The 15,361-nt window shown below is 74.4% G+C and carries 13 protein-coding genes; 5 read left to right on the forward strand and 8 right to left on the reverse strand.

Annotation, left to right across the window (positions count from 1 at the left end):
* The first annotated feature begins 89 nt into the window (after positions 1–89).
* On the forward strand, positions 90–1,436 hold the full coding sequence (locus ACGFIZ_RS13840; protein WP_347665830.1) for an aspartate aminotransferase family protein: 1,347 nt from the start codon (positions 90–92) through the stop codon (positions 1,434–1,436).
* Positions 1,437–1,484: 48 nt separating this feature from the next.
* Here ACGFIZ_RS13840 and ACGFIZ_RS13845 read toward each other — a convergent pair whose 3' ends face one another.
* Positions 1,485–1,850: a DUF3499 domain-containing protein gene (locus tag ACGFIZ_RS13845; RefSeq protein ID WP_393419093.1), complete on the reverse strand. Its 366-nt coding sequence runs from the start codon at positions 1,848–1,850 to the stop codon at positions 1,485–1,487.
* 174 nt (positions 1,851–2,024) lie between these two features.
* Between ACGFIZ_RS13845 and ACGFIZ_RS13850 the strand changes: the two genes are divergently transcribed.
* Complete coding sequence (locus ACGFIZ_RS13850) at positions 2,025–2,474, forward strand: metallopeptidase family protein (RefSeq protein WP_145775288.1); 450 nt, start codon at positions 2,025–2,027, stop codon at positions 2,472–2,474.
* A 43-nt stretch (positions 2,475–2,517) separates the two neighbouring features.
* Here the strand turns inward: ACGFIZ_RS13850 and ACGFIZ_RS13855 are convergent, their stop codons facing one another.
* The 3 genes from ACGFIZ_RS13855 to ACGFIZ_RS13865 form a co-directional block, all read right to left on the reverse strand.
* Complete coding sequence (locus ACGFIZ_RS13855) at positions 2,518–2,775, reverse strand: WhiB family transcriptional regulator (RefSeq protein ID WP_007074725.1); 258 nt, start codon at positions 2,773–2,775, stop codon at positions 2,518–2,520.
* Between the two features lie 1,057 nt (positions 2,776–3,832).
* A complete protein-coding gene (locus ACGFIZ_RS13860) occupies positions 3,833–6,394 on the reverse strand; it encodes a bifunctional FO biosynthesis protein CofGH (RefSeq protein WP_393419095.1) in 2,562 nt (853 codons plus the stop codon).
* 219 nt (positions 6,395–6,613) lie between these two features.
* Positions 6,614–7,576, reverse strand: coding sequence for a hypothetical protein (locus tag ACGFIZ_RS13865; RefSeq protein WP_393419097.1), 963 nt, complete (start codon positions 7,574–7,576; stop codon positions 6,614–6,616).
* Positions 7,577–7,677: 101 nt separating this feature from the next.
* Here ACGFIZ_RS13865 and cofD point away from each other — a divergent pair, with 101 nt between their 5' ends.
* On the forward strand, positions 7,678–8,631 hold the full coding sequence (gene cofD / locus ACGFIZ_RS13870) for a 2-phospho-L-lactate transferase (RefSeq protein WP_393419099.1): 954 nt from the start codon (positions 7,678–7,680) through the stop codon (positions 8,629–8,631).
* Positions 8,628–9,716: a coenzyme F420-0:L-glutamate ligase gene (locus tag ACGFIZ_RS13875; protein ID WP_393419101.1), complete on the forward strand. Its 1,089-nt coding sequence runs from the start codon at positions 8,628–8,630 to the stop codon at positions 9,714–9,716. Before cofD ends, ACGFIZ_RS13875 begins: the two co-directional genes overlap by 4 nt.
* A 12-nt stretch (positions 9,717–9,728) precedes the next feature.
* Here the strand turns inward: ACGFIZ_RS13875 and ACGFIZ_RS13880 are convergent, their stop codons facing one another.
* From ACGFIZ_RS13880 to ACGFIZ_RS13895, 4 genes are all read right to left on the reverse strand, one after another.
* Positions 9,729–10,733, reverse strand: a complete 1,005-nt coding sequence (locus ACGFIZ_RS13880) for an ArsR/SmtB family transcription factor (protein WP_393419103.1) — start codon at positions 10,731–10,733, stop codon at positions 9,729–9,731.
* Positions 10,734–11,070: 337 nt separating this feature from the next.
* Positions 11,071–12,105 carry a hypothetical protein gene (locus ACGFIZ_RS13885; RefSeq protein WP_393419105.1) on the reverse strand — a complete coding sequence of 345 codons (1,035 nt, stop codon included), beginning with the start codon at positions 12,103–12,105 and terminating at the stop codon, positions 11,071–11,073.
* A 92-nt stretch (positions 12,106–12,197) separates the two neighbouring features.
* Positions 12,198–13,289 (reverse strand): mannose-1-phosphate guanylyltransferase, encoded by a 1,092-nt coding sequence (locus tag ACGFIZ_RS13890; RefSeq protein WP_393419107.1) that lies wholly within the window; start codon positions 13,287–13,289, stop codon positions 12,198–12,200.
* 63 nt (positions 13,290–13,352) lie between these two features.
* The gene (locus ACGFIZ_RS13895; RefSeq protein ID WP_393419109.1) at positions 13,353–14,498 is read right to left on the reverse strand and encodes a glycosyltransferase family 4 protein; all 1,146 of its coding nucleotides are present in this window, start codon (positions 14,496–14,498) and stop codon (positions 13,353–13,355) included.
* Positions 14,499–14,649: 151 nt separating this feature from the next.
* Here ACGFIZ_RS13895 and ACGFIZ_RS13900 point away from each other — a divergent pair, with 151 nt between their 5' ends.
* Complete coding sequence (locus ACGFIZ_RS13900; RefSeq protein WP_393419111.1) at positions 14,650–15,339, forward strand: TIGR03089 family protein; 690 nt, start codon at positions 14,650–14,652, stop codon at positions 15,337–15,339.
* Positions 15,340–15,361: the final 22 nt, after the last annotated feature.

Consider the following 15,361-nt stretch of genomic DNA (forward strand, 5'->3'; position numbering starts at 1 on the left):
CACTTGATTTTCCCCTTACGGCTGTGCGATAACCGTGGGCAGAGCGGCCGATGTCACCCCTGACCGGCCCGAGACCCGATGGGGCTGCCATGGCCAACGCCACCGACCACCTCTGGATGCACTTCACCCGGATGGCCAGCTACTCGGCCGGCGAGGTGCCGACAATCGTCCGCGGCGAGGGCGCGTACGTCTGGGACGCCCGGGGCCGCCGCTACCTGGACGGGCTCGCCGGGCTCTTCGTCGTCAACGCCGGCCACGGCCGCACGGAACTGGCCGAGGCGGCCGCCAAGCAGGGCGCCGAGCTGGCGTACTTCCCGCTCTGGTCGTACGCCCACCCGAAGGCCATCGAGCTGGCCGAGAAGGTGGCGTCGTTGGCCCCGGGCGACCTGAACCGGGTCTTCTTCACCACCGGGGGCTCGGAGGCCGTCGAGTCGGCGTGGAAGCTGGCCCGGGCGTACTTCAAGCGCGTCGGCAAGCCCACGAAGTTCAAGGTGGTCAGCCGGTACATCGCATACCACGGCACCTCCATGGGGGCGCTGTCGATCACCGGGCTGCCGGCCATCAAGACCGACTTCGAGCCGCTGGTGCCGGGCGCGGTAAAGGTGCCGAACACGAACTTCTACCGGGCGCCGGAGCACGGTGACTCCCCCGAGGCGTTCGGCCGCTGGGCCGCCGACGAGATCGGCCGGGCCATCGAGCGGGAGGGGCCGGACACCGTCGCGGCGGTGTTCCTGGAGCCGGTGCAGAACTCCGGCGGCTGCTTCCCGCCGCCGCCCGGCTACTTCGAGCGGGTACGCGAGATCTGCGACGCGTACGACGTGCTGCTCGTCTCCGACGAGGTGATCTGCTCGTGGGGCCGGCTCGGCGAGTACTTCGGCGCCACCCGGTACGGCTACCAGCCGGACATCATCACCACCGCCAAGGGCATCACCTCCGGGTACGCCCCGCTCGGCGCGATGATCGCCAGCGACCGGCTGATCGAGCCGTTCCTCACCGAGACGGGCATGTTCGCCCACGGAGTGACCTTCGGCGGCCACCCGGTCTCCTGCGCCGTGGCCCTGGCCAACCTGGAGGTGTTCGCCCGGGAGGACCTGCTCGGGCACGTCCGCGCCAACGAGGACGCGTTCCGGGCCACCCTGGAGAAGCTACGCGACCTGCCGATCGTCGGCGACGTCCGGGGCGACGGGTACTTCTACGGCATCGAGCTGGTCAGGGACAGGGCGACGCGGCAGACGTTCAACGAGGCCGAGTCCGAGCGGCTGCTGCGCGGGTTCCTCTCCACGGCCCTGTTCCAGGCCGGGCTGTACTGCCGGGCCGACGACCGGGGCGACCCCGTGGTGCAGCTCGCCCCGCCGCTGGTCGCCGAGCAGCAGCAGTTCGACGAGATGGAGCAGATCCTGCGCGCGGTGCTCACCGAGGCGTGGGCCCGGCTGTAGCGGCGGGCCGCCCTCTTCGCCCGCTACCTGGGCCACTGACCCCGCGGGTCAGTGGTTGGGGGGAATGACGCGCAGGTGGCCCCGGCGGCCCGTCTGCGGGTTCTGCGGGGCGGCCTCGTCGTCCGGGGGGCGCGGGGGCGCGGGGCGGGCGGCCTCGCGGACCGCCTCGGCGAGCGCGACCAGGTCGTCGGTGGTGGGCGGCGGGGGCTCGAACTCGCCCTCGTGGCGCACCACGTTCCAGCCCCGGGGGGCCGTCAGGCTGCGGGCGTGCGGCTCGCAGAGGTCGTACGTGTGCGGCTCGGCGAAGGCCGCGAGCGGCCCGACGACCGCCGTTGACTCGTTATAGACATAGGTCAACGTGGCGACCGCTTGCCGGGGGCAGCCGTTTCGGGAGCAGCGCCGTGGTGACCTCACGGCGGGAGGGTATCTCCAATACCGGGTCCGGCGCACCGGTTCGCGTTGCGACACGCCAATCGCGGAGATCACAATTCGCAGCATCCGACGGAAGCGGGGCGGTCCGGCCCGCCCGGCACGCCGCAGGGCGGGCACAGCCGCTGCCCGGGCGGCGACGGGGCTACCCTGTGCTGCATGACGAGTCCGGAACACCGCCGCCCCGGCGCCGGCCGGCGCGCCCACCGTGACCGGCACGGGCGGGGCCTGCGCGGGCGGCTGGTCCCGGCGACCGTGCCGCTGGCCCGGACCAAGGCCGAGGTCTTCGACGACCTGGTGCTGGACACCGTCGAGTCGCTGGAGCGGCGGTTCGCCAAGGAGTTGGCCGGCGTCGAGTTCGCGGTGGAGGACGTGCCGCCGGACCTGAACGTCTACGACTCCGACGTGCTGGAGGACGGCGAGGTGCCGCTGGCCCGGCTGCTGCCCGGGCGGCCCGGCCGGCAGGAGGTGCCGCCGCGGATCGTGCTCTACCGGCGGCCGCTGGAGTTCCGCGCCATGGATCGGGAGGATCTGGCCGACCTGGTCCACGACGTGATCATCGAACAGGTGGCGAACCTGCTCGGGGTCGACCCGGACGAGCTGGCCTGAGCCGCCGGGCCGGGCGGCCCCCACCGCCCAGACCCGGCAACGCTCAGGCTGCCCGCCGCTTGAGCTTGCGGCGCTCCCGCTCCGAGAGCCCGCCCCAGATCCCGAACCGCTCGTCGTGGCCGAGAGCGTATTCCAGGCATTCGGTCTTGACCTCGCACCGCGAGCAGATCCGCTTCGCCTCACGGGTCGAGCCGCCCTTCTCGGGGAAGAACGCCTCCGGATCGGTCTGGGAGCAGAGTGCCTGCTCCTGCCACTCCGGCGCGTTTCCGAGCAGGTCGGCCACCTCGAGCTGGCCGTCCATCTAAAGATGCCTCCTTGTCGCGCACCGGCGTCGTCGCCGCTGCAACCCCCCACGCGAAAGGCGTGCTTGTCCGTCCGGTCCGAATTTGTTGCGTTCCGTGCGAACAACCCCATTCAAATTACACGCGTGTAATGCGTGCGGCGTCAAGCCAAACTTGATAATGGAGTCGCCCTCCCGACACGCCACGGACGACCACTCCGGCCGCCCGGCCTCGCAACCTGCCATATCGATTCAGACCCCGGACGAGTAACGCCCTCCTCGGCGAGTTGCCCGACTTTTCTGCCGTGGCGGGCCACCGACCGACGCCGCCGGACGCGCCGGCGACGGCCCCGACGGAGGCGCCCACCACCATGCTGATCTTGGTGGGACAGGTTAACGCGACTTGGCCGTGATCGCCCGTCAGGCCGGAGACGGGGGCGATCGTCCGGCTCACATTGTGGACGGAACGCCGCGGGCGAGCCCATCCACGGGCAGGCCTCGACGCGTACGCGGCGCTGGTCGTCGCGTGGTCCGGCGACCCGGCCGCAGGCGACGGACGCCACGCCGGCGGCTCTGTTCCCGTCCCACCAGACGGTATGAGCCCGCAGGGCGAACGTGGACCGGACGTGCCGCGGAGGGGTGGCGCCGCACCCGGCGCGCCCGCCCAGCCGGGTGATCCGGGGCGTCACCCGACCCGCCGAGCCGGACCCCGATCCGTGGCCGTGCGCGCACCGTCCGGCGTGGAGGCGACCACCCCGTCGGGCCCGCCGGCACGCGGATCGACGGTCCGACCCCGTCGCCGCGGAGCACCGCGAGCCGGTCCGGGGCCATGGCCGCCGGCACCCACGTGGCCGGGCGGCGCGGCGCGGAGAAAACTGTTCGGATTCACGATCCCGATCGCGAATTCGAATCCGGTACGTCGCCTGACGAACACGAAGAAGTTCGGTCCGCCGACGGACAGTTGCGGCGCCTGACGAATTAACGGTCATCGTCAGGAAGTCCGGAAACCGGACCCACCCCGCCGGAGGCGGCCCCGCCTCGACTCGCCCCTCCGGCGAGAAGCGGAAAGGCCCGACGGCTACGGGCGCGCGTCGCCGTACGCGGTCGTGCGCCTGCGGGCGGGCCGCCCGGCCGCCGCCGCGATCGCCCGCAACTGCTCCTCGGTCCGCGCCGAGCCGTTGTCCGAGCCGGCCATCCGGGAGATCGTCTCCTCCATCAGGGTGCCCCCGAGGTCGTTGCAGCCGCCGCCGAGCATCGCCACCGTGCCGGCGTCGCCCAGTTTCACCCACGAACACTGGATGTTGTCGATCCGCCCGTGCAGCAGCAGCCGGGCCATCGCGTGCACCACCCGGTTCTCCCGCCACGTCGGCCCCGGCCGGGCGATGCCGGCGAGGTAGATCGGGGCGTTGGTGTGCACGAACGGCAGCGCCACGAACTCGGTGAACCCGCCCGTGCGGTCCTGCACCCCCGCCAGCACCCGGAAGTGGGCGAGCCACTGCCCCGGGTGGTCGACGTGGCCGTACATCATCGTGGAGCTGGACCGGATGCCCAGCTCGTGGGCCGTGCCGACCACCTCGACCCAGGCGGCGGCCGGCAGCTTGCCCTTGGTGAGCACCCAGCGCACCTCGTCGTCGAGGATCTCGGCCGCGGTGCCCGGGATGGTGTCCAGGCCCGCCTCGCGCAGCGCCGTCAGCCACTCCCGCACCGACACCCCGGCCTTCGCCGCCGCCGTCGCGATCTCCATCGGTGAGAACGCGTGGACGTGCATCCCCGGCACCCGGGCCTTGATCGCCCGGATCAGGTCGGCGTACCCGGTGACCGGCAGCTTCGGGTCGATGCCGCCCTGCAGGCAGACCTCCGTGGCGCTGGCCGCCCACGCCTCCTCGGCCCGGTCGGCGACCTGGTCGACGGAGAGCCGGTACGCGTCGGCGTCCCGCTCGCGCTGCGCGAAGGCGCAGAACCGGCAGCCGACGTAACAGACGTTGCTGAAGTTGATGTTGCGGTTCACCACGTAGGTGACGTCGTCGCCGACAGCGTCGCGGCGGACGTCGTCGGCGATCCGGCAGAGCTGGTCCAGCGCGGGCCCGTCGGCGGCGAACAGGGCCAACGCCGCGTCGGTGTGCCGCGGCTCGAGCAGGGCCGCCGGATCGTCCGCGGCCAGGCGCAGCCCGGTACGCAGGTCCCGGTCGCCGGCGCCGACGGTCGACCCGGCCGCCGCCGCTGCCGTGGCGGGCCCGGATGGCCGCGCGCTCACCCGGCTGGCGTCGACCTGGGCGGCGACCTCCGACCAGTCGCCGTAGACGCTGTCGTAGTCGCCGCGGCGGTCGCCGGTGCGTCCGGTGGTGTCGATGGTGGCGTGCAGGTCCGTCCGGCCGCCGAAGACCTCCTCGGGCTCCTGCCAGGGGCGACCCACCGGACGGGCCGCCTCGACCGCGAGGCCCGTCGCCGGGTCCGCGAGCGCCGTGACGTGCGGCAGTACGCGCGGATCCAGCCACGGGTCGCCGGCCCGGACGTACTCGGGGTAGATCGTCAGCCGCTCGCGCAGGGTGAAACCGGCCTTCTCCGTGTGCCGGGCCAGCTCGTCCAGCCGCGGCCAGGGGCGCTCCGGGTTGACGTGGTCCGGGGTCACCGGCGAGACCCCGCCCCAGTCGTCGATGCCGGCGCGCAACAGCAGGTCGTACTCGCCGGCGATGAGGTTCGGCGGGGCCTGGATGCGGGCCTTCGGGCCGAGCAGCACGCGGGCCACCGCCACGGTCGCGGCGAGGTCGTGCAGCTCGGCGTCGGGCATGCCGCGCATCGCGGTGTCCGGCTTGGCGCGGAAGTTCTGCACGATCACCTCCTGGAGGTGGCCGTACCCGCGCTGGGCCCGCCGGATCGCGAAGAGCGCGTCGACCCGCTCGGCGAGGGTCTCCCCGATGCCGATCAGGATGCCGGTGGTGAACGGCACTCCGACCCGGCCGGCGTCGTCCAGCACCCGCAGCCGGACGGCCGGCTCCTTGTCAGGCGAGCCGAAGTGCGGGCCGCCCGGGGTCGACCAGAGCCGCGTCGCCGTGGTCTCCAGCATCATCCCCATGCTCGGCGCGACGGGCTTGAGCCGTTGCAGCTCCGACCAGGAGAGCACCCCCGGGTTGAGGTGCGGCAGCAGCCCCGTCTCCTCCAGCACGGCCACCGCGCAGGCGCGCAGGTAGTCCAGCGTTGAGTCGTAGCCGCGCGCGTCCAGCCACTCCCGGGCCGCCGGCCAGCGCTCCTCGGGCCGGTCACCGAGGGTGAACAGCGCCTCCTTGCAGCCCTGGGCGGCGCCCTCGCGGGCGATCGCCAGCACCTCGTCCCGGTCGAGAAACGCGGCCGGGAGCCGGTGCGGCACGGTGGCGAAGGTGCAGTAGTGGCAGCGGTCGCGGCAGAGCCGGGTCAGCGGGATGAAGACCTTCTTGGAGAAGGTGACCACGCCGGGGCGCCCGGCTTCACGCAGGCCGGCGTCGCGGATGTCGCCGGCCACCCGGAGCAGCTCGTCCAGGGCGGGGCCCCGGGCGGTCAGGAGGGCGGCGGCCTCGTCGACGTCCAGCGCCCGGCCGGACGCGGCCCGGCGCAGCGCCCGTTCCACGGCCGCCGCGGTGGGGCGGGACTCGGTGCGATCAAGCATCTGCCCAGCCTATGCGCTGCGCCGCCCGTCCCGGCCAGGCGGTGTTCCGGCGCGGAACGGACCTGGAGTGGACGGGCGGCGTTCCGGCGCGGAACGGACCTGGCGTGGACGGGCGGCGTTCCGGCGCGGAACCGACCTGGAGTAGACGGACGGCGCGGAACGGCCCCGGAGTCGACGGGCGGCGCGCACGGTCCTGGAGTGGACCGGCGGCGACGCGGGTCAGTGCGGCTGGTTCGGGTCGTCCCGGTTGAAGCGCTGGGTCCGGTCGCTGTCGTCGGCCTGCTGACCGGCGCCCCGGCCCGGCTCGGGGAACTGGCCCGGCTCTCCGAACTGACGCGGGATGGCCTGGGTCGGCTCGACCGACGGCGGCTGCCCGAACGGCGGCGCGGGCTGCGCCGGCACGAACGGGGGCACGGACTGCGGCGCCGGGGACGGCGGGGCCGACTGCGGCGCGACCGGGTACGGGGGCGCCGACGCCACGTTCGGCTGGCCGTACTGGCCGGCGGCCGGGCCGGGCTGGCCGACGACCGGGTACCCGCCGGGCTGGGGCGGGACGGACCAGCCGGCCGGCTGCCCGGCGGGCCAGCCGGCCTGCGGGCCCGGCTGACCGGCTTGCTGCTGCGGCCAGCCCGGCTGCGGCTGGCCGTACACGCCGGGCTGCGGCTTCGGCTTGGGGGTGTGGTAGAGCGTGCTCCAGACCTTGAACACGACGAACCCGGCCGCGGCGAAGATCGCGAGCATGGCCAGGCGGGTCAACAGGCCGAGGAACGCGTCGAGCACCTCCCCGTCCGCCAGCCGGCCGACGGTCGAGACCAGGAAGGTCAGCCCGCCGAAGAGCGCGCCGAAGGCGTACTCGCCCAGCGCCACCTGGGTGATCAGCTTCGCCCGCGGCGTCACCGGGGCCAGGTGCGTGACGAGCAGCACGGCCAACACGGGCAGGACGCTCGCCTCGATGCCGGCGAACGTGGAGAAGGTGATCGTCGCCCGGCCGTCGAAGCCGCTGTACTCGGTCGGCGCCAGCAGCCGGATCAGGCCGGTGAAGAGCAGCACGGCGTTCGCGCCGAGCAGGACGAGCGCGATCAGTTCGCGCAGGGGCCCGGTGAGCTGGGCCGCAGGCGTGGCAGCGTGGGACGCGGGCGCCGCGTCTGCGGTCGCGGGCGCGGGCTCGGCGGGGCTGGTCACGAACTCCCCCTTGGTGGCGTTGTCGGACGGTTTGCCGACGTGAGCCTAGTCTCCCTGGCCACCGGCGCCCCGGCGGCGGTCGGTGCGGAAGGATGGACGCCATGCGGATCGTGGTTCTGGCCGGCGGCATCGGGGGCGCCCGGTTCCTGCTCGGTGTCCGGGCATACGCCCGGGAGGTGGGGGCCGAGGTGACCGCGGTGGTCAACGTCGGCGACGACCTGTACCTGCACGGGCTCAAGGTCTGCCCCGACCTGGACAGTGTCATGTACACCCTGGGCGGCGGGGCCGACCCGGAGCGGGGCTGGGGCCGGGCCGGGGAGACCTGGACGGTGAAGTCGGAGCTGGCGGCGTACGGCGCGGAGCCGAGCTGGTTCGGCCTGGGCGACCGGGACCTCGCCACCCACCTGGTGCGCACCACCATGCTGAGCGGCGGTTATCCGCTGTCGGCGGTCACCGAGGCGCTGGCCACCCGCTGGCAGCCCGGCGTACGCCTGCTGCCGGCGACCGACGACCGGCTGGAGACGCACGTGGTGGTGAGCGACCCGGGCGGCGGCGACCAGCGGGCGATCCACTTCCAGGAGTGGTGGGTGCGGCACCGGGCCGAGATACCCACCCACCGGTTCGTCTTCGTCGGCGCGGAGAGCGCGAAGCCGGCCCCCGGGGTGCTGGACGCGGTCGGCGCGGCCGACGTGGTGCTGCTGGCCCCGAGCAACCCGGTGGTCAGCATCGCGCCGATACTGGCCGTGCCGGGGCTGCGGGAGGCGGTCGCGGACGGGTCGGCCCGGGTCGTGGGGATCTCCCCGATCATCGGCGGCGCGGCGGTACGCGGCATGGCCGACCGGTGCCTGGCCGTGCTCGGGGTGGAGTGCAGCGCCGCCGGGGTGGGCGGGCTCTACGGCGGCCGGGCGGCCGGTGGGCTGCTGGACGGCTGGCTGGTGGCGCCCGAGGACGAGGAGACGGTGGTGCCGGACGTGACCGTACGGGCGGTGCCGCTGCGGATGACGGACGAGGCGGCGACGGCGGCGATGGTCCGCGCCGCGTTGGAGCTGACATGAGGCTGGAGATCCGGCCGGTGCTGGGCATCGGTGACGTGACCGAGGGTGACGACCTGGCGGCCCTGATCGCCACCGCCGCGCCGTGGCTGCGTGACGGCGACGTGCTGGTGGTGACCAGCAAGATCGTGTCGAAGGCGGAGGGTCGGCTGGTCGACGTGCCGGCCGACGGCCCGGAGCGGCTCGTCGCCCGCGACGAGGTGCTGGCCGCCGAGACCGCCCGGGTGGTGGCCACCCGGGGTGCGACCCGGATCGTGCAGACCTACCACGGTTTCGTGCTGGCCTCCGCCGGCATCGACGCCTCGAACGTGGACAAGACCCGTCTCGTGCTGCTGCCCAAGGACCCGGACGCCTCGGCCCGGGCCCTGCGGGCCGCGCTGCGCGAGCGTCACGACCTGGACGTCGCGGTGATCGTCAGCGACACCATGGGCCGGCCGTGGCGCAACGGGCTGACCGATGTCGCGCTCGGGGTGGCCGGCATGCCGGCGATCCGCGACCACCGGGGCGAGGTCGACCCGTACGGCAACGAGCTGCAGCTCACCCAGATGGCCGTGGTGGACGAGCTGGCCGGCGCGGGCGAGCTGGTCAAGGGCAAGTGCGACCAGGTGCCGGTGGCGGTGGTGCGCGGCTACCTCACGGCCGCCGGCCCGGAGGACGGCCACGGCGCGGCCGTCCTCGTGCGTGACGCGGAGCTGGACCTGTTCTCGCTCGGCACGGCCGAGGCACGGGCGGCCGGGCTGGCCGCCGGCGCGGTGCTGCCCGACGGGCCGGGCGACGCCCCGGCCGATCCGGCGGCGGTGCGCCGGGCGATCGCCGCCGTGGCCGATGTGATCGCCCCCGGCACGGTCCTCACCCACGTCACCGACGACGAGGTACGCGCCGCGCTGGTCGTCACGGTTCCCGGCTGGCCGGAGCGGGCCACGGGCCTGATCCTCGGCGAGCCGGCCGCCCCGGTCGACCCCGCCGACCTGGTACGTCTCGGCGCCGACCTGCAGCGGCTGCGCACCGCGCTGGCCGCCGAGGGTGTTCCGTCGGCGCTGCTGCCGCCGCCCGCCGGCAGCACGGCCAGCGCCTGCCTGGCGATCTGACACCCGGGCGGATCAGGCGGCGTCGAGGACGGCGCGGCCGAGCGGCGTGAGCGTGTGCAGGACCCGGTTGCGTTCCCGCCGGCTGACCAGCAGCCCGGCGCCGCGCAGCACGGTGGCGTGCTGGCTGGCGGCGGCCGGTGAGATGCCCAGCCGGCGGGCCACCTCGCCCGTGGTGCAGCCACCGTCGGCGGCCTCCAGCACGGCGGCCCGGGTCCGGCCGAGCAGTGCGGCCAGCGCCTCCCGGCCGGCCGGCCCCGCGCGGCCGCCGCCGTCACCCTGCGGCGGGCCGAGGCCGCCCAGCCGGTCCACGGGGTAGACCAGCACCTGCGGCAGGGCCGGATCGAGCAGCGCCACCGGGGTACGCGCGCAGAAGAAGGACGGCACGAGCAGCAGGCCCCGCCCGTCCAGGTGCAGCTCCCGGCTGTCCGGGTAGCCGTCGACCTCCAGCACCCCCGCCTCCCACCGGGCGTGCGGGCGGAGGCTGGACAGCAGCCCCTCCACGCCCCCGTCCAGCAGGGCCCGCGCGCGGCGCGTCCGGTCCGCCTCCACGGCCGCCTGGATGCGCGGCCAGTACGGCGTCAGCGCCAGCGTCCGGTACTGCTCCATCGACTCGGTCAGCCGGCGCAGCACCGCGGTCTCGCCCCGGGCCAGCCCGGACGCGCAGCCGGGCAGCGTGTGCTCCTCCGCCAGCACCGCCAGGTCGCGGCGCAGCCGCGGGACCGGGGTGCTCCGGATCGCCTCCAGGCCGGCCTCCGGGCCCTGCGCGCTCTGCTGGGGGGTGAGGAAGTCGGGGAAGTATCCCCGGCTCGGGTTCAGCGCGAAGAGCAGCCGGAGCTGGTCCCGGTCGACCTGCTGGTGCAGGTCCCGCGTCACCTTCCGGCGCCAGCCGGCGGTCAGCGGATCGTGGCTGTGCAGGCGGAGCAGGTGGACGCTGAGGACGAGTTCCCAGAACGGGTCGGCACCCGGGGCCACCCGGGTGCGGAGAAGGTCGTCGGCAGAAAAGTGGATCTTCAGCATGGAGCGCTCCCGTGCCGGCGGACAGAGGGCGTGCCACTGACCGTTCGCACTGTACCTGGCTGGCAAAAATCTCCACTTTTCAGCGTGGGCTGAAAAACCTCGACGGCCGGGGCGGTCTTCGGCAAGCTCAGGGGTGCCCCGCGACGGGTCGCCATCCTCGGCGCCCGTCCCGCGGTGCCCGAGGGGGCCCGGGAAGGGTCCGGCGGGCGGGTGGCACCACGAGGGTCTGCGGCTCCATACCGCAGAGGTGCCGCCCGCCGCCAACGGGGTAGGGAGGGCGCTGCTCAACGCCTGTGGCAGAGCGGGACTCCCTCCGCACGGCCCGCGGCGGGGCCGCTCAGCCGAGCCAGAGCGCCACCCGGTGGTCCTCGTCCGTGACGTACCAGCAGCGGCCGTCCACCTCGGCCAGCCCCTCCACGTGGTGGAACGGCGCCAGGTCGGCCACCAACTCGGCCGGCACGAGATGCCCCGACGCCTTCTCCGGCCAGAACCGGACGTGCCGCGACGTCACCTCGCCGCCCTGCGGGTGCTCGTTGAGCAGCACCGAGCCCTTGCCCAGCGCGTCGATCGAGCCGACGATCGCGGCGTACCCGCCGGTCGCCAGCGGCGCCACCGCCCGGAAGCCGGTGAGGGTGCCCGATGGGGTGACCCCGGTCAGGGCGTACGCCCCGACGGCGCGCGGCCAGCCGCCCCCGGTGAACATCTCCGGCACCCCGGTCAGCTCCACCAGGATCGGCTCGCCGGCGGCGGTCACCGGGAACCGGAGGCCGAGCAGCACCGTGCCGTGCGGGGTGAACGCGGCGGCCTCGACGTTGACCGGCAGGTCCCCCTCGGCCAGCCGGCTCACCCAACTCTTGGCCCGGGCGGCGCCCCGGGCCACCGTCTCGACGATGAACCGCTGCCGCACCCGCTCCCCCGGCGGTAGGGTGCTCAGCTCGGCCCCGGCCAGCGCGTCGTTGATCGCCCGGTGCAGCCGGAACCGGTTGCGCACCACCCGCACCGGCAGTCGTCCCCCGACGGCGTCGTCCTCGCGGAACCGGGCCACGAACGCCCGGCGTGGACGCAGCGGGCCGCGCTTCGAGCCGAAGTGCGAGCCGAAGACGTACACCCAGCCGTCGTGGTGGGCCAGCGCCTCGCCGTCCTCGGTGCGGCCGTTCTCCGCGCCGGCGTCGGCGTCGACGTGGTGGGCCGTCCACTCGCCGCCCTCGCGTTCCAGCAGCAGGGCCAGGCACTGTTCGACCGGCCCCTCGTCCAGCACGGTCCAGAAGCCGCGCCGGGCCCGGTGGGCGGCGAGCAGAGCCGGCGAGCGTACGGGCAGCAGGTCGCTGGCCTCGTTGCCGGCGACGACGAACTCGACCAGTCGCAGCGTCACCCGGCCAGCGTACGGAGCCGGTGCACCTGGAGTGGGCGGCGGGCAGGGTCCCCGGTTGACGCTGTGCGCCGACAGGGGACCCCTCCTTCCAATCAGATGTAGCCCTCCTCGCCGCGGCTCTTCAGCTCGTCGACCAGGGCCTTCACGTCCTGGGCCCGGTCGCGCGGGCAGACCAGCAGCGCGTCGGCGGTGTCCACCACGATCAGGTCGCGCACGCCGAGCACGGCGACCAGCCGGCCGGACTGCGGCACCACCACCAGGTTGCTGGCCTCCCGCAGCAGCACGCCCGGCTTGGCGTCCGCGCCGAGGACCACGTTGCCGTCCGGGTCGGCCGGGAGCACCTCGCCGAGGGTGTGGAAGTCGCCGACGTCGTTCCAGCCGAAGTTGCCGGGCACCGTCGCCACCCGGCCGGCCGCGGCCGCCCCCTCCATCACCGCGTAGTCCACGGAGATCTTCGGCAGGGTCGGCCAGACCGTGCCGAGGACCTCGTCCTGCTCGCGGCCGCCCCAGGCGGCGGCGATCGCGGTCACCCCGGCGTGCAGGGCCGGCTGCTGCCGGGCCAACTCGGCCAGGAACACGTCGACCCGCCAGACGAACATGCTGGCGTTCCAGAGATGGTGCCCGGATCTCAGGTACGTCTCGGCCACCTCGGCGACCGGCTTCTCCTTGAACTCCAGCACCGGGCGCAGCGGCCCGTCGCCGACCGGCTCACCGGTGTGCAGGTAGCCGTAGCCGGTCTCCGCCCGCGTCGGGGTGATGCCCACCGTCATGAGCAGCCCCTGCTCGGCGCCGCGCACCGCCTCGCGGACCGTCGCCACCCAGGCGTCGGCGTCGCGGATCAGGTGGTCCGCGGCGAAGGAGCCCATCACCGCCTCCGGCTCGCGCAGCGCGATCACCGCCGCGGCGAGCGCGATGGCGGCGCAGGAGTCCCGCGGTGAGGGTTCGACCAGGATGTTCTCCTCCGGCAGGCCGGCCAGTTGCCGCGCCACCGCCGCGACGTGCGCGGCTCCGGTGACCACCAGGGTGCGGTCCGGTGTGGTCAGCGGCCCCAGCCGGTCCACCGTCGCCTGGAGCAGCGACGCGGGGGTTCCGGTGAGCGGGTGGAGGAACTTGGGATGGCCCGCGCGGGACAACGGCCACAACCTTGTGCCGCTGCCGCCCGCCGGGATGACGGCGTAGAGCATCAGCACATCATGCCCGAACCACCACGGTACGGACGGGAGTCCGTCCGTACCCGGGGCGGAGCGTCAGGCGCGGGCGCGCCCCCACGCCGCGAGGTGCACCTCGGCGCTGGACTCCCACGTGAACTCCTTGGCCCGGTCGAAGCCGGCCTTCGCCAGCGTCAGCCGGCGGTGCTCGTCGTCGAGCAGCGCCGCCAGGTCGGCGGCGATCTGGGCCAGGTCCTCGCTGGTGTAGGCCACCGCGTCGCCGCCGACCTCGGGCAGCGACAGCCGCGGGGTGGTCAGCACCGGGGCGGCGCAGGCCATCGCCTCCAGGATCGGCAGCCCGAAGCCCTCACCGTACGAGGGGTAGGCGGCGACCAGGGCGCCGCCGAGGAAGCCGGGCAGGTCGGCGTAGCGGAGGTAGCCGGGGCGCAGCAGCCGCAGGTGGGACGGGACCTCGGCGACCGCGCGGTCGATGTCGTCGTCGTGGCCCTGCCCGCCTGCGACGACCAGCGCGGGCGGGTCGGCCCGGTCGGCCACCGCCCGGGCCCAGCCGCGGATCAGGTTGGGTACGTTCTTGCGCGGCTCCTTGGCCCCGAGGAAGGCGACGTAGCTGCTGTCGCCCAGCCCCAGCCGGGCCCGGACGCGGGCCTTCTCCTCCTCGCCGGGGGCGTGGAAGGCGGCGTGGTCGACCCCGTGGTACGCGACGTCGATGCGGGTCGGGTCGGCGTCGAGCAGCCGGATCAGCTCGTCCCGGGTGGCCTTGCTCGGCACGATCACCCGGTCGGCCCGGCGCAGCGACGTCTTGATCGCGCTGCGGAAGAACGTCCGCCGGGACTTGTCGTAGTGCTCCGGCTCGGTGAAGAACGTCGCGTCGTGCACGGTCACGGTCACCGGGCAGCCGGCCCGCAGGGGGCAGGTGTAGAAGGGCGAGTGCAGCACCTGCGCGCCGACCTGCTGGGCCAGCATCGGCAGGCCGGTCTGCTCCCAGGCGAGCCGGGCGGGGCGGTGGGCCACCGCGGCCGGCGCGGCGATCACCTCCGCGTTCGGCAGCATCCGGGCGTAGCGCTCCTGGTCGGTGCGCAGGCTCACCACGACCAGGTCCACCCCCTGGCCGCACACCTTGCCGAGGGCGCCGAGCAGACCGTCGACGTATCGACCGACACCGCCTCGGTCGGCGGGGACACTCGTGGCGTCGATGAGCACGCGGGGCGGGCGACCGGCGGTCACGGGGCGACTCCTTGCGATGGTGGATCTGTGGGGAACAACACTCCGGGCAAGACTACGCCCGTGCCGGCCCCGGACGCTGACTGCGACCCGACCGTACGTCGACTTGTCGCCGTCATCGGGTGCAAGCGCCGGGGGCGTATCGTTCGCGTCGATGGCTGACAACATTGCCCGGGTGTTCGCCGACGCGATCGCGCCCGATCCCGCCCGCCCCCTGCTGACCTGGTACGACGACGCCACGGGCGAGCGCACCGAGCTCTCGGGCGCCACGCTGGCCAACTGGGTGGCCAAGACCGCGAACCTGCTGGTGGACGAGGTGTCCGCCGGCCCCGGCGAGGCGGCCGGGGTGCTGCTGCCGCCGCACTGGCAGACCGCCGCGGTGCTGCTGGGCTGCTGGTCGGCGAGGCTGGCCGTGGCCGACCGGCCGGGCCCGGTGGAGGTGCTGTTCGCCGCCGCCGACCGGGCGGCCGAGGCGGACGCGTGGCCGGCCGGCGAGCGGTACGCCCTGGCGCTCGCCCCGTTCGCCCTGCCGCTGCGGGAGGTGCCGCCCGGCTTCGCCGACTACGTGGTCGAGGTGCGGCGGCACGGGGACCACTTCAGCCCGTACGCCCAGGGCGGGCCGCAGGACGCGGAGCTGCTGGCCCGCGCGGCCGCCCGCGCGGCGGAGCTGGGGATGAGCGCGGGCGACCGCCTGCTGCTCGACGCGGCGGTCCACCCCGACCCGGTCGACTGGCTGCTGGCGCCCCTGACGGCCGGCGCGACGATCGTGCTCTGCGGCAACCTCGACCGCTCCCGGCTGGAAGCGCGGGCGACCTCGGAAAAGGCCACCCGCACCCTGGCCTGACCGCCCGCCTCGGTGCGGGGCG

It is taken from the genome of Micromonospora sp. NPDC048830 (genome assembly GCF_043198215.1).
GTDB lineage: Bacteria > Actinomycetota > Actinomycetes > Mycobacteriales > Micromonosporaceae > Micromonospora.

Excerpts from the sequence above, each read along its gene's own strand:
- ACGFIZ_RS13855 (WP_007074725.1), bottom strand. The coding sequence starts at position 2,775 with ATGGACGGCCAGCTCGAGGTGGCCGACCTGCTCGGAAACGCGCCGGAG.
- ACGFIZ_RS13840 (WP_347665830.1), top strand. The coding sequence starts at position 90 with ATGGCCAACGCCACCGACCACCTCTGGATGCACTTCACCCGGATGGCC.
- ACGFIZ_RS13880 (WP_393419103.1), bottom strand. The coding sequence starts at position 10,733 with ATGCTGAAGATCCACTTTTCTGCCGACGACCTTCTCCGCACCCGGGTG.
- cofD (WP_393419099.1), top strand. The coding sequence starts at position 7,678 with ATGCGGATCGTGGTTCTGGCCGGCGGCATCGGGGGCGCCCGGTTCCTG.
- ACGFIZ_RS13860 (WP_393419095.1), bottom strand. The coding sequence starts at position 6,394 with ATGCTTGATCGCACCGAGTCCCGCCCCACCGCGGCGGCCGTGGAACGG.
- ACGFIZ_RS13850 (WP_145775288.1), top strand. The coding sequence starts at position 2,025 with ATGACGAGTCCGGAACACCGCCGCCCCGGCGCCGGCCGGCGCGCCCAC.
- ACGFIZ_RS13875 (WP_393419101.1), top strand. The coding sequence starts at position 8,628 with ATGAGGCTGGAGATCCGGCCGGTGCTGGGCATCGGTGACGTGACCGAG.
- ACGFIZ_RS13890 (WP_393419107.1), bottom strand. The coding sequence starts at position 13,289 with ATGCTCTACGCCGTCATCCCGGCGGGCGGCAGCGGCACAAGGTTGTGG.
- ACGFIZ_RS13900 (WP_393419111.1), top strand. The coding sequence starts at position 14,650 with ATGGCTGACAACATTGCCCGGGTGTTCGCCGACGCGATCGCGCCCGAT.